The organism is Nostoc sp. ChiQUE01b (assembly GCF_034531255.1).
In the GTDB taxonomy this organism is placed as follows: domain Bacteria; phylum Cyanobacteriota; class Cyanobacteriia; order Cyanobacteriales; family Nostocaceae; genus Nostoc.
In genome coordinates, this window is record NZ_JAVRBM010000028.1 from 62,102 (window position 1) to 88,700 (window position 26,599).

At 41.3% G+C, this 26,599-nt stretch carries 19 protein-coding genes; 4 read left to right on the forward strand and 15 right to left on the reverse strand.

Annotation, left to right across the window (positions count from 1 at the left end; genetic code table 11):
- From RMY63_RS19295 to RMY63_RS19310, 4 genes are all read right to left on the reverse strand, one after another.
- Positions 1 to 192: a hypothetical protein gene (locus tag RMY63_RS19295; protein ID WP_322730244.1), complete on the reverse strand. Its 192-nt coding sequence runs from the start codon at positions 190 to 192 to the stop codon at positions 1 to 3.
- Between the two features lie 29 nt (positions 193 to 221).
- On the reverse strand, positions 222 to 1,367 hold the full coding sequence (locus RMY63_RS19300) for a glycosyltransferase (protein WP_322730245.1): 1,146 nt from the start codon (positions 1,365 to 1,367) through the stop codon (positions 222 to 224).
- A gap of 15 nt (positions 1,368 to 1,382) precedes the next feature.
- Entirely contained in the window at positions 1,383 to 2,630 is a 1,248-nt protein-coding gene (locus RMY63_RS19305) for an O-antigen ligase family protein (RefSeq protein ID WP_322730246.1), read from the reverse strand.
- A gap of 369 nt (positions 2,631 to 2,999) precedes the next feature.
- Positions 3,000 to 5,069, reverse strand: coding sequence for a serine/threonine-protein kinase (locus RMY63_RS19310; protein WP_322730247.1), 2,070 nt, complete (start codon positions 5,067 to 5,069; stop codon positions 3,000 to 3,002).
- A gap of 547 nt (positions 5,070 to 5,616) precedes the next feature.
- Here RMY63_RS19310 and RMY63_RS19315 point away from each other — a divergent pair.
- Positions 5,617 to 6,852: a pre-peptidase C-terminal domain-containing protein gene (locus RMY63_RS19315; RefSeq protein ID WP_322730248.1), complete on the forward strand. Its 1,236-nt coding sequence runs from the start codon at positions 5,617 to 5,619 to the stop codon at positions 6,850 to 6,852.
- A gap of 156 nt (positions 6,853 to 7,008) precedes the next feature.
- Here RMY63_RS19315 and RMY63_RS19320 read toward each other — a convergent pair whose 3' ends face one another.
- The 8 genes from RMY63_RS19320 to RMY63_RS19355 all read right to left on the reverse strand — a co-directional run bounded on the left by RMY63_RS19320 (position 7,009) and on the right by RMY63_RS19355 (position 18,338).
- Positions 7,009 to 9,036, reverse strand: coding sequence for a serine/threonine-protein kinase (locus RMY63_RS19320; RefSeq protein ID WP_322730249.1), 2,028 nt, complete (start codon positions 9,034 to 9,036; stop codon positions 7,009 to 7,011).
- Between the two features lie 535 nt (positions 9,037 to 9,571).
- The gene (locus tag RMY63_RS19325) at positions 9,572 to 10,666 is read right to left on the reverse strand and encodes a serine/threonine-protein kinase (protein WP_322730270.1); all 1,095 of its coding nucleotides are present in this window, start codon (positions 10,664 to 10,666) and stop codon (positions 9,572 to 9,574) included.
- Between the two features lie 471 nt (positions 10,667 to 11,137).
- A complete protein-coding gene (locus RMY63_RS19330) occupies positions 11,138 to 11,698 on the reverse strand; it encodes a hypothetical protein (RefSeq protein ID WP_322730250.1) in 561 nt (186 codons plus the stop codon).
- Positions 11,699 to 11,833: 135 nt separating this feature from the next.
- Positions 11,834 to 13,057: a type II secretion system F family protein gene (locus RMY63_RS19335; RefSeq protein WP_322730251.1), complete on the reverse strand. Its 1,224-nt coding sequence runs from the start codon at positions 13,055 to 13,057 to the stop codon at positions 11,834 to 11,836.
- Between the two features lie 123 nt (positions 13,058 to 13,180).
- A complete protein-coding gene (locus RMY63_RS19340; RefSeq protein ID WP_322730252.1) occupies positions 13,181 to 14,308 on the reverse strand; it encodes a type IV pilus twitching motility protein PilT in 1,128 nt (375 codons plus the stop codon).
- Between the two features lie 165 nt (positions 14,309 to 14,473).
- Positions 14,474 to 16,480, reverse strand: coding sequence for a GspE/PulE family protein (locus tag RMY63_RS19345; RefSeq protein WP_322730253.1), 2,007 nt, complete (start codon positions 16,478 to 16,480; stop codon positions 14,474 to 14,476).
- Between the two features lie 44 nt (positions 16,481 to 16,524).
- Positions 16,525 to 16,659, reverse strand: a complete 135-nt coding sequence (locus RMY63_RS19350; protein WP_322730254.1) for a hypothetical protein — start codon at positions 16,657 to 16,659, stop codon at positions 16,525 to 16,527.
- A gap of 122 nt (positions 16,660 to 16,781) precedes the next feature.
- The gene (locus RMY63_RS19355) at positions 16,782 to 18,338 is read right to left on the reverse strand and encodes a PAS domain S-box protein (protein WP_322730255.1); all 1,557 of its coding nucleotides are present in this window, start codon (positions 18,336 to 18,338) and stop codon (positions 16,782 to 16,784) included.
- A gap of 384 nt (positions 18,339 to 18,722) precedes the next feature.
- On the opposite strand from RMY63_RS19355, the gene RMY63_RS19360 reads away from it, so the two are divergent.
- Positions 18,723 to 18,908: a hypothetical protein gene (locus RMY63_RS19360; protein WP_322730256.1), complete on the forward strand. Its 186-nt coding sequence runs from the start codon at positions 18,723 to 18,725 to the stop codon at positions 18,906 to 18,908.
- Positions 18,909 to 19,067: 159 nt separating this feature from the next.
- On the opposite strand, the gene RMY63_RS19365 is transcribed toward RMY63_RS19360, so the two are convergent.
- The 3 genes from RMY63_RS19365 to RMY63_RS19375 are packed head-to-tail and all read right to left on the reverse strand — an operon-like array spanning position 19,068 to position 22,335.
- On the reverse strand, positions 19,068 to 20,483 hold the full coding sequence (locus RMY63_RS19365) for a flavin monoamine oxidase family protein (RefSeq protein WP_322730257.1): 1,416 nt from the start codon (positions 20,481 to 20,483) through the stop codon (positions 19,068 to 19,070).
- Positions 20,484 to 20,526: 43 nt separating this feature from the next.
- Positions 20,527 to 21,555, reverse strand: coding sequence for a glutaminase A (glsA, locus tag RMY63_RS19370; protein WP_322730258.1), 1,029 nt, complete (start codon positions 21,553 to 21,555; stop codon positions 20,527 to 20,529).
- A 24-nt stretch (positions 21,556 to 21,579) separates the two neighbouring features.
- Positions 21,580 to 22,335: a MinD/ParA family protein gene (locus tag RMY63_RS19375; RefSeq protein WP_322730259.1), complete on the reverse strand. Its 756-nt coding sequence runs from the start codon at positions 22,333 to 22,335 to the stop codon at positions 21,580 to 21,582.
- Between the two features lie 1,300 nt (positions 22,336 to 23,635).
- On the opposite strand from RMY63_RS19375, the gene grpE reads away from it, so the two are divergent.
- Both grpE and dnaK read left to right on the forward strand, forming a co-directional pair.
- Entirely contained in the window at positions 23,636 to 24,382 is a 747-nt protein-coding gene (grpE, locus tag RMY63_RS19380; protein ID WP_322730260.1) for a nucleotide exchange factor GrpE, read from the forward strand.
- 252 nt (positions 24,383 to 24,634) lie between these two features.
- Positions 24,635 to 26,593, forward strand: coding sequence for a molecular chaperone DnaK (gene dnaK / locus RMY63_RS19385; protein WP_322730261.1), 1,959 nt, complete (start codon positions 24,635 to 24,637; stop codon positions 26,591 to 26,593).
- Positions 26,594 to 26,599: the final 6 nt, after the last annotated feature.

Genomic DNA, 26,599 nt, shown 5'->3' on the forward strand with positions numbered 1-26,599 from the left:
TTAATGATAAAATACACCAATAATCAGAGTAACAATTATTGGTATTAAGATTGGAATAGCAACTATAAGTCCCCACTTACCAAACTTAATTTCCTCACCCTCAGATTTTAGAAACGCAATCCAACCTACAACTCCCATCAAAACCCAAAGAAATCCAAAGGCAAGAAATATAACAAATACTGAGTCGTCCATTATTTTTACCAAATTTTCTCAAATTGTAATTAATTACCACTAACTAACTTTGCTAAACTTGCACGAAACTGGCTAAAATCAAAAGCTTCAATAGTTTTTTGTTGTAAGTATTTTGGTTGGTAAATTACTGGATTAGAGCAATCACCTTGCAGGATTTGAATTAGATTATCGGCAATTTCTTCAACGTTCTCAGGATCGACCAAACATCCCAACTTCCCGCCAGCCAAAGGATCTATAGAACCATCTTGATTACCCGCCAATACAGGTTTACCACAAGCTAAAGCTTCTAGAAAAACAATCCCAAATCCTTCTTTTTTACTAGGCAGAGCAAAAACATCGCAGAGATTGTAATGATCGCACAATTCTTTATCTGGAACAAATCCGGCAATTGTCACACAATCTTGGAGATTTAAGTTGGTAACTAAAGCTTTAATTCGAGGTATATCATCTCCTTTCCCTGCAAGAATAAAGTGAACATTAGGGAGATGCGATCGCACTTTAACTAAAGCGTGCAAGATTTGGTCATAACCCTTGTATTTTGCCATGCTTCCCAGCCGCGTTACTGTTAAAATTACAGGCTGTTCAGCTGTTAAATTATATCGCTTGAGTAAGTAGGTAGGTTTAGAACTTATTAGAAACTTACTAGCATCAAATGTATTAGGTAAAATAACTATTTTCTCGGAATTAATATTTGTATTTTGAAGCAAGCGCTGGCGAGTGTAATTACTAACACTAATGATTTTATCTGCTTTTTCTAAAGCGAATTTTGTTGCCTTGTTTTCGATATCCCAAACTTCTAAGCCATGAACAACTACCCAGTAAGGAATTCCAGTGAAAAATTTTAGAAGATAACAAACAATCGCATAGTTAACATGAGTAGAAATTACTATAACCGGATGTTGAAGAATAGCTAAAATAATTATTTTCGTGGCAAAGAAAATTGGCTGTAATAATTTTGGTAAATCTCCAAAATAATGAAATCTTGTTGAACTTAAAAACTGCAATTTCTCTGGCTGTTTTAAACTATACTTATCATATTTTAGAAATACATCATAATCAGCTTCAGGATATATATCTTGTAAAGCTTTCAGCAAAAATTTTGAGTAAACTTGAATACCTCCCTTAAAATCAAATATATTCGGAAATATTAAGTAGAGATGAGGTTTAACAATCATACGCTTTTTGGCATTTTAAATAATTTCAGGTTTTAATTGCATGACAATATCTTTTCGAGAATTGATAGCTGCTGCTATAAAATAAAACTCAATAGTTGTAAAAGTATAGTCTTCAGCAAAAAAATCTAGAATTTGAGACAATAAAAACATCATAATCGGAACAGTAATTAAAGGATTAGCATATTTAACTTTAAATGCTATTTTTGCTAAAAAATTAGTAAATAGTAATAATCCAGTAATTCCTTGTTCTGCTGACACATTTAAAAATATATTGTGTGCGTGATAACCTTTCTTTCCCCAAACTTTCACTCCTATCTGGTCTGGAAAAACCCCTATACCTATACCAGTAAGTGGTCTTTTAATAGTTTCATTAATAGCTGCCTGCCAGATTTTAAACCTTCCAAAACCTGTGAATACAAGAGTATGAGGCTTTTTTTCGTTTGGATTTACTGAATTTGAATTTTCTAAAAATACATTAATTAATGGGAATATTTTACTATCTGCTAAACCAAGTCTCCATGTAGAAACTGGTACAGTTACAATGCATAAAAACAACAAGCTTATTAGATAAATCATTTTTCTAAAACTAATAATTTTATATACCAACAAAAGAAATATTCCAATTATAAAAATTAGCCAACCATTTCCGCTAGCAGACAAAGTTAAGGAAATTATAAAAATTAATTCGCTTAAATGTAATTCAATTTTAGAAATTTTATGCTGTTTTTCTAAAATCAGACTTAAACATAATCCAATGGCGACTATAACCCCAAACTGATTAGGGTTTTGCATAATTGAACCAATCTCAGGATAAAAGCTAGGGAACTTTAATAATTTAAAAATCCAGTTGTTGGGAAAGAAAACCTCTAAAAAACCCAAAGCTGCAATTATCTGTAGTAAGTGCAATATGCAACGATAATAAAATGTTAAAGATGGTCTTGTTACCTTGTTAAAAGTTAATATTAAAAAAGCAAAAAACAATATATAATAAGTTGAGTACTTGAGACTATAAGTAATAGCAATATTTGGAAACTCGCTCATTAATGAGGACAGCCACATCCATAAATACATTAGATTTATAGATATCAAAATTATTTGATGCTTTTTAACAACTTCTGGTATCTCTTTTAAAGAGAAAATAATGATTCCCAAGCTAAATGCAGGAAGTAATAAATAATGAATACCAATATTTACTCCTGGAAATTTAACTCGCCCTAAAAGTGAAGAAAATAGTACGAACAGGAAAAATATATTATTAATCATAAACTTTTATTTAGAGATATTTTTTTTGACAATAGAAAAACTACATAAACCTACAAAAGTAGGTTTAGGGATAGATTTTGATATTTTTTTCAAGCTATAATCCTAAGAGGTTGTTTGAAAAGTATCAATTTGTATAAAGATTCCCCCTTAGAAAGGGGGATTTAGGAGGATCTACAAGTCTTTGATACATCACAAATAACTTTTCAAACATCCTCTAAGCACGTAAAGAATATTATCATATTCCAGTCTTCGCCAATATCATCTCTTGAAGCTAGGATTAATCTAAGATTTTTGCACAGCTAAATATTCTGAGGTAGAACCCGAAAAAGTCGCAATCTATCCCTAATCTTAACTATCAGATATTTTTAATTAATTCATCTGCCAAATTTTGAGAATGTTCTCCCCACTTCCACCACCGGCAATGGTTTGTCCATCTGGGCTAATGGCAACAGCATAAATATATCCAGAACCTGTCTCCAAAGTACGGATTTGTTTTCCTGTAACTGGGTTCCAAAGTTTAATTGTCTTGTCACTACTACCACTGACAAGGGTAATACCATTTGAACCTACACTTGGCAAAAAGGCAACAGAATTAACCTTCTCTTTATGTCCCTTCAAAGTGTGGATTAACTTTCCTGTTTTCAGATTCCACAATTTAACTGTCTTGTCTTTACTGCCACTGGCAAGGATGACACCATCGGGGGCAAAAGCCACTGAAAGAATCGACTCTGCATTTCCCTCTAAAGTGCGGATTAACTTTCCTGTTTCCAGATTCCACAATTTAATTGTTTTATCCCAGCTACCGCTGGCAAGGGTTTTACCATCAGAACTGAAAACGACAGATGCAACACCACTGGTATGTCCTTCCAAGGTACGGATTAACTTTCCTGTCTCTAGATTCCACAGTTTGATTTTCATATCCTTACTAGCACTGCCACTCGCAAGGGTTTTGCCATCAGGACTGAAAGCTACAGAAGTAATTCCGTCGCTATTTCCCTGCAAGGTGCGGATTAACTTTCCTGTCTCCAGATTCCACAGTTTGATTGTCTTATCCGCACTGCCACTAGCGAGGATTTTGCTATCAGGACTGAAAGCTATAGTCCAAATCCAATTGGAATGTCCTTCTAAAGTGCGGCTTTCCTGTCCACTTGCTAAATTCCATAACTTGATTGTCTTATCATCACTGGCACTACCAAGAGTTGTACCATCAGGACTGAAAGCTACGGAATTCACGTCACTAGAATGTCCCTTGAAGGGTTTGGGTAGATAAGAATTTTCTGAGACGTTTTTTTGGGACTGAATAGGCTGAGAAATAGGCTGAGAAGTAGGTTCAGGAACCTCGCTGACTGTATGGGGACGAGACTGAAAATACCAAACTCCCCCTAATCCCAAGACCAAAATGCTAGAACCTAACAGCAGTTGATTTTTCAGATTGTTATTTAATTTTGGTGAAACTGGCCCCTTGTTTGCTGAGGTAGCTGCAAATGTTGGTGTAAGTATAGTTGGGGGCACTGATGACAATGGTGGTAGTTGAGGTGTCAAGTCAGTGATGACTTCATCAGCCGATTGATAACGCTTTTGGATGTCTAGTTGCAACAGCTTATCCAAAACTTCACCCAACTCTACAGATATAGAAATCTTTTCCCTACTTGGACTGGTTAAATGTTGTTGCCAAGATGCAACCCAACCATAACCTTGGTGTATCCACAGTTGAGATGGGCGAACCCCAGTCATAAGATGAAAACAAGTAGCCCCCAAACTGAATAAATCACTGGCTGGGTAAGCTTTTCCATCTTGCATCTGTTCAAGTGCAGTGTAACCGTGTGAGCCAATAACAGTGCCCATTCTAGTTTGCACTGTTGCTGTCAACAGCTTAGAAGCTCCAAAATCAATTAGGATTAATCGCCCGTCACTTTGACGGCGAATAATATTCTGTGGCTTGATATCCCGGTGAATCACTCCCCGCACATGGATAAACTTCAGTACCGGCAGTAAATCTAGCAAAAGTTGACGAATCTCCGTTTCGTTATAGTTTGCCCGCGTTTGCGATTCTTTGAGCAAGTTTTGCCCATTGATAAACTGCTGCACCAAAAACAGATAGCTATTTTGCTCAAAATAAGCCAATAAAGTGGGAATTTGCGGATGTTCTGCCAGTTCTTGCAGTCGGCTCGCTTCTTGTTTAAATAGTTCAACGGCTTTGGTTAGCGGCCCAGTTCCCTGAAGTTTTGGCGCGAATTGCTTAACAACACAACATTCATTCAGTTTGTGTACATCTTTTGCGAGATAGGTTCTACCAAATCCGCCTTCGTCTGATAAAACCTGAGTGGGACGATAGCGACCTCCTAGCAGGGGTATCAATTCCGCTCTACAACTGTGGCAATAGTTGTTTTTATCAGGATTTAAGGGTTTTTGGCAATCGGGATTCACACAACAGAGCATACTGGGAATCCATTTGAGTTGGGGTATATATTCATCTTAAGTCATGCAGTATAATCTCTCTTGTTAGTAAATATCACTGAGACACCATACAAATCCCCAGTTTCCTTACCTCATCAGGTATTGAACAATTTAGATAACTTGCAAAAAATTGTGTTTGAGCGATGCCTTTTGACAAATTGATCGGCATAAAGTCTGCTTATGTATTACATCTCCTGTGAATAATTTAGTCAGGTTTACAAAAATATCTGAGCAAAAATCCGAAAAGCAGCAATTTAAGTTTGTAGCTCAGTATATACCTACGAAATTGAGATTTCGTCTAGTAGTCTAAATTGAAAATATAATTTTTCCGATTTGATTGTGGCAAACATTTGGATATGTAGTATATACGAATTCATGTGATTACAGGCGATGCCTTTAGTAAGCCGCTAAGGTATATACGCTAAATTTCCCTTTCCGTTTAAATAACTGCTGCGGTTAAAACAGCAACTAGTATTAATTTTGTCTTTCAGTAATAGACAAAATTATCAGCAAAATTAGGAGCGTAATTATGCTATTAGAAAACAAAAACTATCGTCGCAAATTAAGTCATGTTTTAATTGGTTGCGTGACTAGTAGTTTGTTAATTACAAGTAATGTGCTGCCTATAAGTGCTTTGGTGAAATCTCAAAGTTCTCAAGACTTCATAATTGCTAAATCACCAGATGAGAGACAACCAGAAGCAGTAAAAAAAGGAATTGAGCAAATTCCTGCTTCTCAAGCATCAATATCTCCACGACGGAAAACGCCTGTTGAGTCACCAATACAGCAGACTCCTCGTGTATCGTCTCAGAGAGAAAATTCTCAGCGGACTTCCAGCGTTTCAGATAATAGCTCTACTCCTAGATCGTCTAGACGTAGGACTTATAACTCAAATTCTAATCGTTCGAATGGTGGTGACTCTGCATCTAGATCCTCTCGAACTAGAACTGCAAATTCAAACGCAAGTCGTTCTAATGGTGGCTCTGGGAGAGTTCGCAAGCCAAGTTCTAATGTCGCTACAAACCAAAATATCGATAATTCAGCACTTTCTTCGCCTGCAACACCAACTTACAAAGAGATTAACTTTGTAGATGTTGCATTAGGTATTTTGAGTAAAAGTGACTTTCAATCTGAAGGTAGATATTTTCAGTTCTATGAGTTTGAGGGTAGAGAAAATCAATTAGTGCAAATTAGACTGATTGGCAGTAATGATACACGTAGAACCAATAACTTGAGTTTAAAACCCTTGTTGTTTCTGCACGATCCTGATAACAATATCATCGTCAAAAAAGGCGCTTTGGATAAAAACAGTGGTGGCGATGATGCATTTATTTTTGCGCGACTGCCTAAGAATGGCACTTACAAGATTGCAGTTACTAGTCAAGATCCTGGAGATACAGGTCGCTATAGCTTGGCTCTCAGGAATGACAGAGCTAGCTATACTTTAGATGAATCAGGCCAACTAACTGCCAAAAGCTCAACCCTGAAACAAAATGGAGGCGCTTATAATGTTTCTAATTTTCAAGGTAAAAAAAATCAGCTTATAAGTATTCGTGTAGATAGTGTTGATGAAGAGTTTTCTCCTTATGTAGCTTTGCTAAATTCTCATGGACAGACGATCGCTATCGATAAAGACAAAGACAAAAATGGTGTCTATAGTGCTTTAATTGACCGAGCTAAGTTGCCTGAAGATGATACATACTATATAGTTATTACTTCCAAAAATCCACAGGAACGCGGTAAATACAGATTGACTATCTTCTAAGCTAATTGCTGATTTGTCATTTGTCATTGGTCATTTGTCATTTGTCATTGGGCATGGAGAAGAGACAAGGTAGACAAGGAAGAGGCTTGTTCAATAATTCCCCCTTGTCCCCTTGTCCCCTTGTCCCCTTGTCCCCTCATCTTCCCCAATCCCCACTCATTCAGACAACCGCCAAATCTTAATAGTGTTATCTTCACTACCGCTAACAAGGGTTTTGCCATCAGGAGTGAAGGTAACAGATGTGACGGTGTTGGTGTGCCCCGCTAATGTGAGAATTTCTTCTCCTGTAGCTGTATTCCACAGTTTGATGGTACGATCGCGGCTACCACTAGCAATAATTTTACCATCGGCACTGAAAGCTACAGATGTGACGGTGTTGCCATGTCCCGCTAGTGTGCGAAGTTCTCTTCCGGTAACTAAATTCCAAAGTTTGATGGTGCGATCGCGGCCAGCACTAGCTAAAGTTTTACCATTTGGGCTAATAGCCACAGTTGTCACTGTTTGAGAATTTCCTTCTAATGTGCGGATTGGGTATCCCTTTGCTAGATTCCAGATTTTGATCGTCTTGTCAAAACTGCCACTGGCCAGAATCACACCATCGGGACTGATAGCCACTGACCGCACCCAGAATGTATGCCCTGCTAGTGTCCGAATTTGCTCTCCTGTTGCCAAATCCCAGATTTTAATGGTGTTGTCATCACTACTAGTAACTAAAGTCTCACTATCAGCACTGATGGCCAGGGCATGAACTGAATCAGAATGCCCCATAAGAGTGCGAATTTGTTTTCGCGTTGCCAGATTCCAGATTTTAATGGTGTTGTCATCACTGGCACTAACTAGAATTTTGCCATCTGGACTAATTACTACGACATTCACCTGCTGAAAATGCCCGTTGAGTGAAGAGATTAGTTTTCCGGTTGCGAGATTCCAAAGTTTGATTGTGCGATCGCTGCCACTGCTGGCTATGGTTTTACCATCGGGGCTGATGGCGACAGATAAAACTGAGTTTTCGTGTGCTTGGAGGGTGTTAGCTAAGGAAACCTTACCCAAGGTAATCTGACTCAAAATCGCGTCATTTTTACCAGGACTATTGTGCTGAATCAATCTAGAGACCAAACTAGTTTGAATACGGCGAAAATTTTTATACCAAGATTCACTGAATCCAAACAACAGAATGAAAGCACTTAGCAAGATGAAAATTCTCAGTAAAGGATAATTTTTTGGTAAAGATGGTGCTTTAGTTGGTGGTAATTTCCCAGATGACTTACCCGCAGGTGGTAGGGCGAGGAGTTGTTTGGGAGTCAAGTCTCTAAGGACTTCTTCGGCTGATTGGTAACGTTCATAGATATCTTTTTTCAAAAGCTTATCGATGACAAAATCCAACTCAGGATTTAACGGACTTTGCAAATATTCCCGCCAATTACTTACCCAGGCGTATCCAGATTCCATCCACAACTGAAATGGGGAATTTCCCGTTAGCAGATGAAAGCAGGTAGCCCCCACACCGAACAAGTCGCTAGCAGGGAAAGCTTTCCCATCTCTAATTTGTTCTAGGGGAGAATAACCATGTGAACCTATGGATGTGCCAGATTTCTGCTGAACTTTGGCGGTAAATTGTTTTGAGGAACCAAAATCAATCAGGCTTAATCGCCCATCATTTTTATTGCGGATAATATTTTCTGGCTTGATGTCTCGATGAATAACTTTGCGATCGTGGATAAATTTTAGGATGGGTAATAAATCTAGCAAAATAGATTGAATGTCTCTAGCGTTATAAGCCTTGCGCTGTTGCAACTCCTTTAATAAATTTTCCCCATTAATAAACTGCTGCACCAAATATAGGCAGCCGTCTTGCTCAAAGTAAGCTATCAAAGTTGGAATTTGGGGATGTTCTCCAAGGTCTTGTAGTCGCTGCGCTTCCTCTGCAAACAACTCCATCGCCTTTTTTTGCGACCAAGTTCCTTGGAATTTTGGAGCTAATTGCTTGATAACACAGCGTTCATTGAGTTTATCTACGTCTTCTGATAGATAGGTTCTGCCAAATCCCCCCTCATCTGAAAGGACTCGGATGACACGGAAGCGATTTCTTAAAAGTGACACCAGCGGGGTGCTACAACTTTGGCAAAACTTCTTTCCATTGGGATTCAGGGGATTTGAGCAATCGGGATTTAAGCAGCAGATCATGATCTGACAGGCGCGACTGCATGACAACTTCGGCTAAGTTTGCCCCGAACTTTCCCTTAAGATAATTGACTCTCGCTTACTTGTGGTAGATAAACCCTGTCTGGGGATTGGGGAATTACTTATATAGTTAGCTTTTGTAAATAGTAGTCAGTCTTCCTCATCTGTGGAAAACTACGAGAGCCATAAGATTAATTATTCTATCGATTATATAATAATCTGAATAAAAATATTTTTTTGAACTTTTAAACCTAGTAATTTTGCTTGTATCTTGGCAAGTGATAACTGACTCAGTATTGAAGATAAATCCTGATTAATTAATCATTACTGACTATCAAATATAGTTAAAATGCTTACTAAATTTGTTTTAGCTATTTTAAATTGCCCATAATTAATTATTCATTTGATACTTTAGCTAAAAAAGAGCAGCAACTTACAGCAGATTTAAAGTTGATCAGGTACACAACAATTCGTCTGTTACTCAGGGATAAAGCGTGTTTTACTCCTGAATTCTGAATTCTGAATTCTACTGTATGTGCTATCTTGTTTCCTTGAATCTTGCTCTCCATTTCCGAATAGCACTAGCAGTTCTGGCTACAGGTGGCATATATACATCATAATTTTCGTGTTGTGTAATTTCATGTTGGGGAATTTTATGTTGTGTAATTTCGTGTTGTGTAATACTTTTATTATTTAATTTTTGGGTAGTTAGACAGTTAGCCAAAGTAGGTGAATAACTTTCATTACTTAAAGCTTTTATCACTTCATCGGCAGTCTTAAACCGCTCCTCTAAGGTAATTTTCACCATTTTTCCTAAAATCTGGGCGAAACTGTTGCTGATATTTACCTGTTTTTGCCAAAATATTTCACCAGTATTTGGGTCGTAGTCCAATTCTAAAGGACTTTTAGCAGTCAACATATAAATACAAGTTACACCCAGCGCATAAATATCACTGGCATAAACTGGACGTAGAGAAAACTGTTCTGGTGGTGCAAATCCCCTAGTCCCGATAAAGTTGGTATTTGCCACTGGATTGATTGAGTTTTCACAAGCGTTAACTATTTTCTCTTTCACCGCCCCAAAATCAATCAACACTATGCGCCCATCATATTCACACCGTAATAAATTTTGGGGCTTAATATCCCGATGAATCACATAATGTTTATGAAGATACTGTAATACAGGTAATAATTCCTGTAAAAACTGCTTAACTGAGGCTTCACTTTTGGGCCCAGTTTGCCGCACTTCTCGCGCCAAAGTAAAACCCGGCACATATTCTTGAATTAAAAAGAACTCCCCATTCGCCTGAAAGTAGTCTAATAGCATGGGAATTTGCGAATGACTACCGAGTTGTCCCAAAGTTCTTGCTTCTTTTTCAAAGCGCATACATGCCCTTTGCCAACTTTGGGGAGTAGTTACTTTTGGACAAAGTTGTTTAATGACACACAATGGATTCCCAGGTAATACGGCATTTTTGGCTAAAAATGTCACACCAAAACCACCTCTACCCAAAATTTGCAGTATTTCATAGCGATCGCGAAATAGCCGTTTGGAACCACACATCTGAATCAACTGAGTTTGTTGTGAAATGTTCTCTTGAGAATTCGTTGTTTTTTGAGAAAAACGATTCAGATTCATTAGTATAAAATATCTACTCTTAAAGGAATGTCTCTAATTGTATGATAATTCTTTATTGACAACAGTAAGATTACTGAATCTTTGCCAAATCCTCATTACTCTTTAAAAAGTAAAAATAAAATTTTTTAGGACTTACGCAAAACATAACGAAAGTAGTGGTAATTCATGAATTACCGCTACGCAATAATCAGGTTTTCAGGCATATCTTGCGTAAGTCCTGTTTTTGTAGAACCAGCCGTTTCACGGATGTGTGACGAGCTAATTTGTAGTTTAGTAAAGGTGAAAGTTTGTTACGTAGGTACTTATACGAATTTTGGATGAAGATGCACATAATAAAACCCCTCTGGTTTAGCAAAAGGGGGACGGTGTAGCCGAGGGGTAAAAATATGTAGTTTCACGCTTAGTACATTTATAGAGATGCAAGGACTTGCATCCTGATGATGGGATGTTTTTAACTATAAGTACCTAAGCTAGTGGAGTTTGTGAAGAGAAAATATCTGTGATATTCTCCTCAACCAGCAAATCTGGTGTTTGCATTATAAATGGTAGTTCGGCTCCCACAAGACCTCTTTGGATGCGTTCTAAAGTCTCACTAAAAACAATAAACAGAGGATATATAGTATTAGCTCCCTCACTCAAAATATGACTATGACGCAGAGGCATCAACCACTCATAATCATTGTCTAAATAAACTTGGGTTTGTCGCCAACGTCCTAACAAATCAGAAAAGTCTTCGTGAGCGCGATGAATAAAAACTAAAATCTCTGCTCCAGTTTTGATTTTCCACTCTGGATCGCACATCAAAATTGCGACATCACAGGGTAAGCAAATCGTTTGTGGGGCTGTTGTAGCAGTATTGCGAAGCCGGACAATTGGCAACGGTATAGTGATGATACTTTCATCTGGACGGCGCAGACTGGGAATCATCTCCAAGTATGGCCGATATTGCTTTAGTAAGGCGATCGCAGCTAGATGATTGCTGTACTCTGCCAAACTCGCTTCGTACTGAGATTTTTGCACAGTCATAGTTTATTAAATAGTGAGGAGTGAGGAGTTAGGAGTTAGGAGTTAAAAATAAAATTAATCAGTTAGAAGTTAAAAGTTAGGAATAAAAAACTTTAATTCCTAACTCATCACTTCTAACTCTTAACTATTAATCCTTTATCCCAACTTTTCAAATACCGCAAACATAGGCAGATACATCGCTAGCAAAATGGTTCCAACCATTCCCCCTAGAACTACAATCATCACCGGTTCCAAAATACTAGTCATTGCTTTTACTGCTTGCTCGACTTCATCTTCATAGAAATCGGCAACTTTCATCAACATTGCATCTAATTCTCCAGTTTCTTCTCCGATACTAATCATCTGAATTGCCATAGCTGGAAAAACGGCATCTTTTTGTAAAGCAATGCTAATCATACCTCCTTGTTGAATCTCCATACGGGCTGCATCTATGGCATTAGCAATCACTTGGTTTCCTGATGTATCTCGGACAATTTCCAAGCAAGTTAAAATTGGTACACCTGAACGAGTCAAAGAACCAAAAGTTCGGCTAAAGCGGGCAACTGAAGATTTTTGAATTAAATCACCGAACAATGGCATCTTTAGGGAAAAACGATCGATTGTGATGCGGCCAACAGGAGTTTTACCGTATTGTGTAAAAGCAAATTTCAGTCCGATAAGAGCAGCAAGAAGGACTAAAGCACCCGGACTTCTCAAAAATTTACTAGCATCCATCAAGAATTGTGTTAAAGCTGGTAATGTGATTCCAAGTTGTACAAAAATAGTGGCAAAAATGGGAATAAGAAAAATGGTCATCCCTAGAAAAATAGCAACTGCGATAAAACCCACAACCGTTGGATAAGATAGTGCTGATTTAATTTGGTTTTGTAAACGGGCAACATCTTCTAACAACTTAGCTAAACGGTTTAATACTTCGTCTAGAACACCACCAACTTCGCCAGCTTGAATCATACTCACATATAATCCATCAAAACAGTCAGGATGCTTCCGCATTGCCTCTGAAAGATTCATTCCGCTTTGAACATCGGTACTAATTTCCACAAGGGCTTGTTTCAGTTTAGTATTACTACACTGTTCAGAAAGCACCCCCAGACTTCTAACGATCGCAACTCCCGCATTCATCAAAACGGCAAATTGACGCGAAAAAACGGCTTTGTCTTTCACAGAAACCTTAACTAAGGAATTCTGAAAGTTTTTGAAGGCAACATCTGGCTGAAAGCCTTGAGATTGCTTGAGTTCTTGAATTACAAAACCTTGATCTCTAAGATTAGTACGAGCTTGTACCAAGGATTCAGCAACAATTTTTTCTGTTCGGGATTTTCCTTGGGAATCGCGAACACGGGCAACGAAGTTTGGCATAAATAAATTCAAAATAGTTGTTATTTATTGGGGATTGGGAATTGGTAATTGGTAATTGGTAATTGGGAAAGACTTACTACAACTTCCTCATCTCCCTCATCTCCCTCATCATCCCCAATTCTTTTAATGTGCTTTGGCAGCCACACCGGGTTTAGCACCTGCGGCAGCTTGCGGTGTAGAATTACCAATGAGACGTTGAATTTCATCTGGCTTAGAAGTCTTAGACATTGCCGCTTCAAAGGAAATCGTTCCGGCTTTATAAAAATCGGCTAAAACCTTTTCTAGAGTTTGCATTCCCAATTTGCCGCCAGTTTGAATTGCTGAGTAAATTTGAGATGTTTTGCCTTCTCGAATCAAGTTGGAAATAGCAGGAGTGACAATTAGAATTTCTTGAGCCATCACCCGACCATATTCACCGGGTTTAGGGTTTTTCTTAGACACCAAGGTTTGACTAAATACCCCTACCAATGAGTTAGACAATTGCACCCGCACTTGGGTTTGTCTTTCATGGGGGAAAACGTCAATAATCCGGTCAACAGTTTGAGCGGCGGAACTAGTGTGTAGCGTACCAAATACCAAGTGTCCTGTTTCCGCAGCAGAAATCGCCAAAGAAATCGTTTCCAAATCGCGCATTTCCCCCACCAGAATAATATCTGGATCTTCCCGCAGGGCTGCTTTCAAAGCATTAGCAAAGCTTTTAGTATCTTCTCCTAGTTGCCGCTGGTGAACCAAGCTTTTAATTGGTTCATAGACAAATTCAATTGGATCTTCCACCGTTAAAATATGCTCTGCCTTGGTGCGGTTAATCAAGTCAATCATTGCCGCTAGGGTAGTTGTCTTGCCGGAACCTGTAGGGCCTGTCACCAGAATAAGTCCTCTGGGCTTATCACACATTTCTCGTACGATATCTGGCAAACCTAATTTTTCAAAGTTAGGAATCTTAGAACTTAATGCCCGTAAGCAAGCAGCATAAGCACCACGCTCTTTATAGACATTGACCCGGAAACGAGCCAAACCTTTGACACCATAAGAACAATCCAATTCCCAGGTCTGCTCTAAAGTTTTACGCTGAGTATTGTTGAGCATACTAAAAATCAGCCTTTGACATTGATCGGCTGTCAATACATGCTCACCTATAGGGGTAAGTTTGCCACTGATGCGAAAGTAGGGAGGCAAACCTGCGGATAAGTGCATATCCGAGCCACCCAATTCAATCAACTGCTCCATCAAATCTTCAATCATCATTTCCATAGTTCTGCTTCCTTTTAATTTTGTTATTTGTCATTTGTCATTTGTCTTTTGTCATTTGTTTAAAGTTATTAAGCATCGACCAATAACCAATGACCAATGACCAATGACCAATGACTAATGACCAATGACCAATGACTAATGACTAATGCCCAATGACTATTAGTCTTAAAACCGAGGTGTCATACAGTAAGGACAATCCAACCATTCTTGTTTCAACGTGGCATCGCAACTCCGACAGGTAAGACCAGTCTTGCGTTTGGCTTTTAACTCTGCTTCCAAGCCAGTATCGGTAAACGTCACTCGTTCTACTTCTTCTAGAGTGGTGGAACCTTCACGCACTAAGTCCAAACTATAAGCCAGCAAGGTTTTCATGCCCTCTTCTATTGCCACTTCCTTGATGCGTTCCGTGGGTGCATCTTCGTTGATCAGAGTTTGCAGGTTTTCGGTGACTCGCATGACTTCATAAACACCACAACGCCCTTTGTAGCCGACCCCATTACATTTTGGGCAAAGGTGATTTTTGGTTTTGGCATCTGCGATCGCATCTAATGTCAAGGTGTTAGCCTTATAGAAGGTGACTCCCACATCTGAAGAAGCTGATAGACCATAACGAGCCAGTTCCTCGGTTGTGGGAGTGTAGGCAATACGACATTCAGAACATACACGCCGCACTAGACGTTGAGCTAAAACACCAATTAAGGAACTAGAAACCATGAAAGGCTCAATCCCCATTTCTCCCAAACGAGCGATCGCACCTGGGGCATCATTGGTATGTAAGGTAGTTAATACTAAGTGACCAGTCAAGGCAGCCTCAATTGCTGTTTTTGCCGTTTCCTTGTCCCGCGTTTCACCCACTAGCAGCACATCTGGATCTTGCCGCAAGAAAGCCCGCAATGCAGTAGCAAAATCTAGCCCTTTTTCCCGAATCACCTGTACTTGAGTAATCCCTGGAAGACTGTACTCAATTGGGTCTTCTACAGTACTGATATTAATTCCGGGATCGTTCTTTTCTGAGAGTGCAGAATACAGCGAGGTTGTTTTTCCAGAACCAGTTGGCCCAGTTACCAAAATTAGCCCAAAGGGACGGCTAACCATATCCTTGACAATATCCAAAGTCTCTGGATCGGTAATTAACTTATCTAATCCCAGTTGGGTGGAGGAGTTATCCAAAATCCGCAGTACCACCTTTTCCCCGTAGCGACTGGGTAAGGTATTCACCCGGAAGTCCACCTTACGTCCCTCAAACAGCCGACGGATACGCCCATCTTGGGGTAGACGGCGTTCAGCAATGTCTAGATTGGAGATGATTTTAAATCGGGCTGTCACCGCCGGGATGATTTTTTTCGGCATTGGGGGGAAAGCTTCACGCAGTACGCCATCTTTCCGAAAGCGAATGCGTAAGTTTTCTTCTTGCGGTTCGATATGAATGTCAGAAACGCCCTCATGCAAGGCTTTAGCTAGGATTCTGTTGACTAGGTTAATAACTGGGGCATCCTCTGCACCCTTCATCGCTGCCCCTAGATCAGCCTCCATTTCTTCAGGAGCATCCGAAATATCGAGATTTCCGAGATTTTCTAAATCCTGACTAATATCTGTAGAGTTTTCTCGTTCTAGGTGCTTCTGCTTAACAGCCACTTCATCCAGGTATTGGTTGATTAGCTGCTGGTAATCTTCCTGGGTAATTACCATGCGCTGCAAGGCCAAACCTTGGGGGCGCAAGATGCGGTTCAGGTCATCGGAAGCCTCTAGATTATCTGGAGCAACCATCGCCACTAAAACTGAGGGCGGGGTTTGGTCTTCCTGTTTCGACAGTGGTACTAAACGATGGCGACGGCAGATATCCACTGGGATGAGGGTTTCAATCAGGTTCCCCATCATCGTGTTGCCAACGGAATTGACTTCTGGATCGAGGAATTCAACTCCGTATAGTATTTTCAGTTCAAATAGCTGTTGTTTTTTGTATTGCCTGAGCAACTCAGGCGATAGTTGTTGCCCAGTGATTGACTCTAATACTTCTGTTAAGGGTCTGCCAGATTTGCGGCTTTCAATTAGTGCCTGCCTCATCTGTTCGGTATTGACATAGCCAGATTGCACTAGCTTGTTGCCAAAGGGCGAAAACTCTGTTCTGGTAGTTAGAGCGGTACTGCGCCGTTGTGCTGACGAGTAAGTCATAAATGAGCAATTGAGTAGGGGAAACCTCTGCTTAAAGTATTCCCCTACTGTGAGATAGAATTCTCATTGACACGGATTAAATTCAAGTCAAAAATGTTCTCGTTGCGATCGCCAGTTAAAAATTTGTGTTTTCTACCTCGATTTTCCACAGAAATTTCAGCACTATTACTTATTGACAAATTGTTAATGACCTTAATCTGTTACTGATGAGGACTGCCCATCCCACAGCTAGAAGCCGTGTGGCTCTCTGCTCTAATAGTTGTAAGCCACGTCAAGTTTGAAGGTGGAAATTTCTGTAACTTCAACTCCAAAACTCATCTACATCCAAACTAGCTATTTCTGACTGCAATTCCTGAAAATGGTCACTCTTAGTCAGCATTGCCACTTCCTGTTGCCGTTTTTTATGGTCGATTTCTACCTTCAATTCTTCTAACTGGCGTTTCAATTCTTGTTCACGGCGTTTGCGTTCCGTGATGTTTTGCACAATTCCTTCGTAATAAAGCAACTTACCACTTTTGTCTCGCACCGCACGGGTGTCTTCCTGAATCCAGATGATGCTGCCATCCTTCTGGTAGGCTTGATACTCAAAGGCTTTAACTTCTCCATCTTCTGTTAACCGACGTGTGAGATCCGCTTGATCTTCGGGAGCAACATAGACTTGTTCTGTAATATTTGTAATATTATTTACCATCTGTTGCGGCGAATCATAGCCGTAGATGCGTGCCATTGCTGGGTTAACACTCTTGAATTTCCCGTCAGAGGTGGACTGAAAAATTCCCTCCAAGGCATTTTCAAAAATGCTGCGGTAGTTTTCTTCGGCAATTTTAAGGGCTTCCTCAGCGCGTTTGCGATCGCTAATATCAATCCCGACAGTCACTGTTGCAGTGCCCTTTTGATACTTCTGTGCTGCAACCAGGTAGTATTTGCTAGAGCCGTTTAAATCCACTTCGATTACCTGGGAAGCAGATTCTTGGCGATTTAACAAAAACTTCCTTGTGAATTCTGCTAGTTGGGTGCTTCCTTGCAGGAAGCCCACTTCTTTGCCAATAAAAGCATCTTGGGAAAGATTCCAATCCTCTGCTAAATAACGGTTGACGCCGATGTAAACTCCACCAGAATCAATCCAGGAAATGGAACCAGGTACAGCATCTAAGACTGCTTCGAGTTGTTCTTTAGCAACAGCTAATGCTCGTTCACTCGCTTTCCGGGCGCGTAAATATTTTTGTAGCAGTTGCAGGACACCCCACCAGATGGGAATCAGTGTGAGTAAACTGACTACAGAAATTATGCTGGATAAGAATAAATTGCGGCTAAAGGAGTTAAAGTTATACTGAATTCGATTTTGAATCGCTGTTGTACTACGCTTAATTCCAGCCGCGTAGATTTGCTTTTGCCGCTCGTATTCTGGGCTGGAGAGTAACTTTGCTGCTGCCTCAACTTGTCCAATTCTTGTTAATTCAAACGATCGCTTCTCCATCTCAACAAGTTTAAGATTTGCTGCATCCGTTTCAGATACTCCCTTCTGTTTATAAGCTTCTGGTGCAATCTGCATTGCTTGTTTAATAGCATTATCAAGTTGGGGTGCAAATTGGTGATATCGCTGATCCCAGCGACTGTCGCCGGTTACAGCATTCATCCGGGCAGACATCGTTAACACTTCATCAAGATGAGTTATGGTGCTAGTCAGTTCTTGCAGTTGAAAATCATTGACAACGATGCGGTGAAAATCTTGATAGGCATTCCAGGCGCTCCAGCCAAGTGGCAGGAAGAGTGATAAGGTGAGCAGGATAGTGACGGCAATAGTGCCGACGGGTCGATCAGCAGTCAGCTTTAGCAAATGAGTAAGATATCGCTTCATATTCATCTGATCTTCGTACTTAGGGAACTCCAAAAAATAAATTATCCAATTTCTCGACTCAAAACGACTTTTCCTCCCCCTGCTAAGTACAGTTTTGTGTAAAAGCGTAACGTTTTTAATGCATCCCGATGCATTGGCTTTGCAAGGCAATACAGTTCAGTTAAGCAATTTTTTCCTTCTCTTTCTTCTCTTTGTGTCCTCTGTCTTGAAAAGTGACGCTCCTACGTCGCTAACGCTGCGCTAACAGATCGCCGGAAGCCGGCGCTCCGACTTTTCGCTGCGTCTTCTCTACGAGACGCTACGCGAAGGCGGTTCGTTAAAAAAATTGACTTTGACAAAGAGTTTTAGCTTTAACCCAAGCGTATTGCTTTGCAAGGGGACGCATTGGCATTGCATTGGGACGCATTGGCTTTGCATCGGGATGCATTGGCTTTGCAAGGGGATGCATTGGCATTGCAAGGGGACGCATTGGCTTTGCAAGGGGATGCATTGGCTTTGCATCGGGATGCATTGGCTTTGCAAGGTATTGCTAAATTTAATTCGCTACGAATTAATGAAATGCTGTACTAAGAGCTCCCCTGCCAAGAGAGCGATGGGATATTTTTTATTTGGAAATCACCTAGTACAGGTCGGCGGAAATAAACCTACCATTCAAAACAGCCAGAAAGCCTAAAATTCAAGCATGCGTGAATGCGTGACTTTTGAATGCGTGACTTTTGCCTTTCGGTACTAGCGGGCTTCATGTACTCCCATAGCGGCATGAATAGCAGATTCAATCGCTCCCTGAATCCAGCGTGTTTCAAACTTACTACAGTGATCGCCTGCGAAATAAACTCGCCCGTCTGGAATCACAATGTTGTTGAAATGAGACATAGTACCTGGTTCTAGCAATGCACCGACCCCTCCAGCATAGGGATCGTTGCCCCAGTGATGATACACTGCCACTTCAAAGGTGCGATCAATTTGCGGATGAATCTCGCCTAAGTTTTCGATCGCCTGTCGGATCAGATAATCTTTGGGCAAGCTGGCAAAACATGCTGCATCTCTCCCCCAGGTATAACTGGCTAAGAGTGCGCCTCGTCCGGTTTCCTGTCCGTGTTGAGGATAATAGACGTTGCGGATCGCTAAGTCAGTAACCGAACCACCCCCATGAATTCCATCATCGTTTTCCCAGAAGCGAGAACTGCATTGGAAAAAGATTTTGGAGGAGGAGTCATAGTTGAGTTGACGAATAGCACGACGTTTGCGCGGTGAAAAGGAGGGGGTCACTTCAATATGACGCAACAGGCTAAAGGGAATGGTGACTATCAAATAATCTCCAGTTTCCTGAAAACGTCCTGCCGCTGTATCATAAGTAACCGTGACATCTTTGGCTGTATTTTCGATCGCCTCCATAGATGCCCCAAACCGGATGTTCTTACCCAAAATTGGCAAAAACGCATTGGGCAAAGCATCAGAGCCATCTACGAGATACACCATGTGGGAAAAGGTGTTTGAGTATTCGTGATGCAAGTAACTGACGAAGGAAGAATTCATCCGGGATTCGACATTCCACAGAATGCCTAACATTTCGATCGCTCCTTCTGACCAACCCGAATGGCGCAAGAACCCACGCAATGAAAAATGGTCGTATTCTTCAATAATGCCATCCCAAGCAGTCTCCCCTTGCTCCAGCACCCGCTCGTAAAGCGGCTTGAAGGTAGCTTTCAACAGGTCTTCGGGTTGTTTGCCCAACTCGTGCGGGTGAACATCAAACTCAAACTTCTTGGGATCGAATTCTTTGCGACGAACGCGCTTGCCTTGTAGATAGATGTAGGCGTTTGGGTTAGCTAAAATAAAGGGTTCTGTCTTCAGGCGGAACCGCTTGATATATGCCATCGTTAAGTCGTGGCTTTGGGGGATTCGCATTGCTCCCATCTCTGCCCGTAGTCCGGGAGCTAGTCCTGACCGCACAGTGTAGATTCTGCCGCCGACTCGATGTTGAGCTTCCAGAATCGTGACATTGTGTCCTGCCCGTTTGAGCAGGTCGCCTGCAACTAGACCTGCCATCCCCGCCCCAACGATGATCACCTTTTTTGGGCGACTTTTTCCTGCTTCTAAACCTTTTTCGAGGATGTTTAGTAATGAGTTGGAATTTGAATTCATGATTGGCGATCGCTTTTTAAAAGTTGTCAGTAATCAGTTCAACTTACCAAGTGTCTGCATCTCCTGTTCCTGCAATCCAATCTTCTAAAACGCGATCGGGCTTGGCAACATTAAATAAATGTAGTCCAAAATCTTTAGCCAGTTCTTCGCAAATCTTGATTCCCCGCACACTATTTCCCTTACTGTCTAGAGGGGGTGAGAATGTGCCAATCCCTAACTTGCCAGGAGCCACAGCTGTAATACCACCACCCACACCACTTTTGGCAGGCATCCCGACGCGATACGTCCACTCCCCGGAATAATCATACATTCCGCAGGTGAGCATAACACTAATCACATCCTGAACGTAGCGTTCATCAATCGCTCGCTCACCTGTGACAGGATTAATCCCGCCATTCGCTAACGTCCCTGCCATCATTCCCAGATCCCGTGCGTTCACCAAGATGGAACATTGCTGAAAATAGAGGTCAAGGGTTTCTTCAACTCGCTCACTGACCATATCAAAGTTGAGCATCAGATATGCCATTGCTCGGTTACGATTTCCTGTTGCTTTTTCTGACAAAAAAACAGGGACGTTAATATCATGAGCGCGTCCAGTATATCGCTTAAACATATCTAAAATGCGCTTGAGCCGTTCTGTTCCGCCCTTGCCCTTAATCAGATCACATGTGGCGATCGCGCCTGCATTTACCATTGGGTTATAAGGACGATTCGTTTTCTCGTCTAAGACAATTGCATTAAAAGCTTCCCCTGTTGGCTCAACGCTGACTTTGGTATTGACGTATTCTCGACCGTGATCTTCCAACGCTAAACCATAGACAAATGCCTTGGAGATGGATTGGATCGTGAAGAGTTGGTCGCATTCCCCGACATCAAAAACTTGACCATTTTTCGTCACGACACAAATCCCAAACCATTCTGGTTTTGCCAGTGCCAACTCCGGAATATAATCTGCAACCACACCATCATCAACCAAACGATACTTCTCGTAAAGATCGCTTAGATAATTGCGAAAGGGAGATGCAACTGCTGTAATAGAACTCGCAAGAGAGTGTAAATCACCAGTGTTCATAAAATATCTCTCGTAATGAATCGGTTATTCCATAATCCGTTGGGCAACTTTGGTAAATTCCTGACTAATGGGATGATCCTGATACTTCACGCAGAACACTCCTTCACTGGCAAGTTGCACCATGTCTTCCGATAGGGGAAAAATGCCTGCGACTGGGGCACTGTAGGCTTCTTCTACCTTCTGCTGCAATACCTCAAAGTTGAGTTTGCTGTGCGCTTTGTTAATCGTCAGTAATAACTTACGAACATTGAGTTGACGCGCCACATCCACCGTTACAGCCGTTCCTTGGTAGTCTTGTTTATCTGGGCGCAAAATCAAAATCAAGACATGGGAAATGGCGATCGACAAAAAGGTTTCTTTTGAGAGTCCTGGATGAGTATCGATGAACAAATAATCAAGCTGTAATGCCTTCACCAATTGCCGAAGCCCATCGTTGAGCCGCTTCACGTCGTAGCCTTCTTTCAGGATTCTGGCAATATTATCTGCCTTCACACTGGAGGGAACCAGAAAAATCTGACCGACTCCGGTTAATCCCACGTTGGCACTGACATCATATGCAGCCTCCTCAATCGGACTTTCCCCCCAAAGGTAGTTATTCAGGGTTTTGTTCATTTGTTCTGGCTCTAAGCAAAACAGGTTGTGAATTCCAGGTGAGGGAACATCAGTGTCCACCACACCTACCCTATTTCCAGCTAGAGCAACAGTTGTTGAAAGGTTGGCAGTAAAGTTCGATTTTCCAGTTCCACCACGGTAAGAGTGTATTGAAATAACTTTCGGCATAATCATTAAGTATTTTTTAATATTTGCAATTCGTAAACAACAATCATTAGGAAGACCTCACTGGCGGCGATCGCCACACCTCATAGATAGATGGAAGAAATAAATAAAAAAATCCTCTTTTCTTCTGCCCTCTGCCTGGTTTCTTGAAAGAGGGCTGAATGTAAAGATTTTTTGATATGCACTTAGTTCAAGCCAGTCCAGTTTAATAATTGGTTGAGAGTGGATACTAAAGCAGTCCTACTCACAATAATCTTTTAGGTAAGTAAAGTTACTTAGCACATAATGGATTTTATCCTTAATTGAACTATCAAGCAACTATCTGACTCTGCCTGCTTTCTGGTCTGAGCGCATCAGTGACAATTTCAATTCATTAACAATTTGTCAATAAGTAATAGTGCTTAAAATTGTGCGGAAATCGAGGTAGAAAACACAAATTTTCAACTGGCGATGGCAAAGGCTGGCTACGCCTAACGCTCTTTCATCACTCTCACCAGAGAATAAAACAATAATCCTTGCTACATAAGACTTTCAGGCAAAAGAGATGATTTTAGCCATAATGTTAGAAAATAAAGCTCCAAACCCAGTTTCTGTACCTTGTTTAGAAGTTGGCTGAGATTTTTTTTGACCAGAGTGATGAAAGAGCGCTAAGTAGGTAGGCACGATAAAATTGATATATGTTTGGTTTTATAAAAACGGTGAAATAATGAATTTCTAGGGTATGTGCTGAATTTACATTTCGTTACATACTTGAAAATTTTCCTGCCCACTTACTTACGCGTCATATTTAAAAGCACGATTCATTCTTAAGAGAAAAATCCAGTACAAAGCTTAATTTGATACTCTACCAAGCGGTTGATTTAGAGCACAATTACTATTGACAAAACTGATTTTGTCTTAACATGTCACGAATAACCTCTATGGGGAAGCAATCTACGCGCAGCGTCTCGTAGAGAAGAGCGTCTTCGCGGAGCGTCTCGAAGAGAAGAATTTGTAGAGTTTGCGTAAGTCCTATAATTGACAAATGGTTAAATTTTAATGACTCATGAATCAGATGAGGGGCGAATCACATTCAGCGCCACTCTGACAAATTACTTACTCCTAGAGGTACACTACTCGTTCGGGTTCCCGCCTTAGTGGCGTCTGGGCTAACGTGTTCACCATTTGTCACAATAAGAGGACAGTTACATCACTTCCAAGAACTTGTCGGCAACAAAATCAGCCTCAGTGGCAAGTCGTGGATGACGACGGTTGCAAGCTGTGCAGATACACTGCCATAAATAGGATCTGGAATGAGTAGACAATGATCGATGAAAATAAACAGATAAACAATACAAGCCAGCAATTGGGTGAACCAACAGAGGTAAAGCAAGCAATGAAGAGTGACTCCCCAGCCCACATTAATTTCAATGAATCTGGTAGCGAGGTGACAGAGCAAGTGGCAGCCCAAACAAATATATCAGGCGATACTACTGTCAATTCAGAAAATAGCGTTGCAGCAACTGAGAAAACTGAAGTAGAAAGGGCAGCTTTGGCAGAACTGACTCAACAAATCGAGTCCGTCAAAACGCAACTGGAAGACCGTAGTACTCAATATATGCGGATTGCCGCTGATTTTGAGAATTACCGAAAACGCACTAGCAAAGAAAAAGAAGACCTTGAGTTACAGGTGAAGCGGAACACGATTTTGGAATTGCTGCCAATAGTTGATAATTTTGAGCGGGCGCGATCGCACCTCAAACCGCAATCTGATGCTGAAATGACTATGCACAAAAGTTACCAAGGCGTTTACAAACAATTAGTAGATAGCCTGAAGCGCTTGGGTGTATCGCCAATGCGTCCCGAAGGTCAAGAATTCGATCCTAACCTGCACGAAGCAGTAATGCGGGAACCTACGGATGAACATCCTGAAGGAACAGTGTTAGAAGAGTTAGTGCGCGGATATTACTTGGGCGATCGCGTGCTACGCCATGCAATGGTCAAAGTAGCTGCTCCCAAGGAAGATACACCTTTTGCACCAGAAGATCAGTCGAGTTCAGCCAGCAGTTAAGCTGTAGTCGCTCGCCTCGCTGACCTCAAGTGCCTGGGTTATAGCAAGGACGAGCATCATTATTGAGGTATGGGATGGAGAGGATGAGGGAGATCAGGGGGATGAGGAGGATGAGGGGGATAAGGAGGAATTTACTCCCTGATCTCTGTGATCTCCCCCTGCTTCCCTACCTTTCCCATTTCTATATGCTGAAGTTTTGAGCTAGTCTGCGACATATTACAGCAGAAAAACTCGGTAAAAATACTGATAATTATGGGAAAAGTTATTGGGATCGACTTAGGCACTACTAACAGTTGCGTCGCAGTTTTGGAGGGTGGTCAACCACTTGTAATCTCCAATTCTGAAGGTGGACGAACTACTCCAAGTATTGTGGGATTTGGGAAAAGTGGCGATCGCTTGGTTGGTCAATTGGCAAAGCGCCAAGCTGTAACCAATGCTGAAAACACAATTTACAGTATTAAACGATTCATCGGGCGGCGTTGGGAAGATACTGAAGTAGAACGCGATCGCGTCCCCTACAACTGTGTCAAAGGTCGAGACGAGACTGTTGATGTCCAAATTCGCTCAAAAAACTATACGCCCCAAGAATTATCTGCGATGATCCTGCAAAAGCTGAAGCAGGATGCGGAAAACTTTTTGGGTGAGGAGGTCACTCAAGCAGTGATCACCGTACCAGCATATTTCACAGATGCCCAAAGACAAGCAACTAAAGATGCTGGCACAATTGCTGGACTAGAAGTTTTGCGAATCATCAATGAGCCAACAGCTGCGGCTTTAGCTTTCGGGTTGGAAAAGCAAGACCAAGAGCAGCTAATTTTAGTATTTGACTTGGGAGGCGGTACGTTTGACGTATCGATCCTGCAACTTGGGGATGGCGTTTTTGAAGTGAAAGCGACTTGTGGTAACAACCACTTGGGTGGAGACGACTTTGATAATGCGATCGTGCTTTGGATGATGGAACGCTTCCAGCAAGACGAGAAAATCGACCTTTCCAAAGACAAGATGGCACTGCAACGCCTGCGAGAAGCAGCGGAGAAGGCAAAAATTGAACTCTCCAGTATGGTGAATACCTCCATCAACTTGCCGTTTATCACAGCTGATGACACCGGGCCAAAGCATCTGGAGATGGAACTGGGCCGCTCGAAATTTGAAGAACTCGCAGCGAAATTAATTGAAGCGACCATCGAACCAATGATTCAAGCGCTCAAAGATGCGGATCTCAAACCACAATCCATAGATCGGATTATTTTGGTAGGTGGTTCTACGCGTATTCCCGCAGTCCAAAACGCGCTAATTAAGTTTTTCAACGGCAAAGCTCCCGATCGCTCTATCAACCCTGACGAAGCCGTAGCATTAGGAGCAGCTATTCAAGCAGGTGTGTTGGGTGGTGAAGTCGATAATCTCTTACTACTGGATGTCACCCCTCTGTCCTTGGGAATTGAAACTTTGGGTGAAGTGTTCACCAAAATTATTGAACGCAACACCACAATTCCTACGAGTCGGTCACAAGTTTTTTCCACAGCCGTTGATGGACAAACCTCAGTGGAAATTCACATCCTCCAAGGTGAACGGGCGATGTCACGAGATAACAAGAGTCTGGGCAAGTTTCTACTTGCAGGAATTCCCCCATCTCCCCGTGGTGTACCGCAAATTGAAGTATCCTTTGAAATCGATGTCAACGGCATCCTGAAGGTTTCTGCCCAAGATAAAGGTACTGGTAGAGAACAGAGTATCAGGATTACCAATACAGGTGGTTTGAGTAGCAACGAAGTCGAACGGATGCGCCAAGAGGCAGAACTGTTTGCCGAAGAAGATAGAAGACGTAAAGAACTGGTTGAACTCAAAAACCAAGCAGATAATTTGTTGTTCAGTTACGAATCCACCATCAAGGATAATAGCAACTTTATCGGCGACCAGATGAAAACCTTGGCCAGCGAAAAAGTTGCCCAACTCCAAGCTGCAATGATTGACTCCAGCATTTCCACTGTGGAATTTAAGCAGCGCTTAGACGACTTCCAACAAACCTTGTTTGCAATTGGTGCTGATGTCTACAATCGAGCTAACAGCCAAACTGATGAGATTGAGGAGGCTTCATCTGGTCACTTTACTCCAGAAGTAGATTCACCAATGAATGGCACGCTAATACCACAATTCAACTTTGATTTTGACGAAGAAAGTACTGCTCAGGCTGATTATGAGGCGATAGATTAGGGGTTG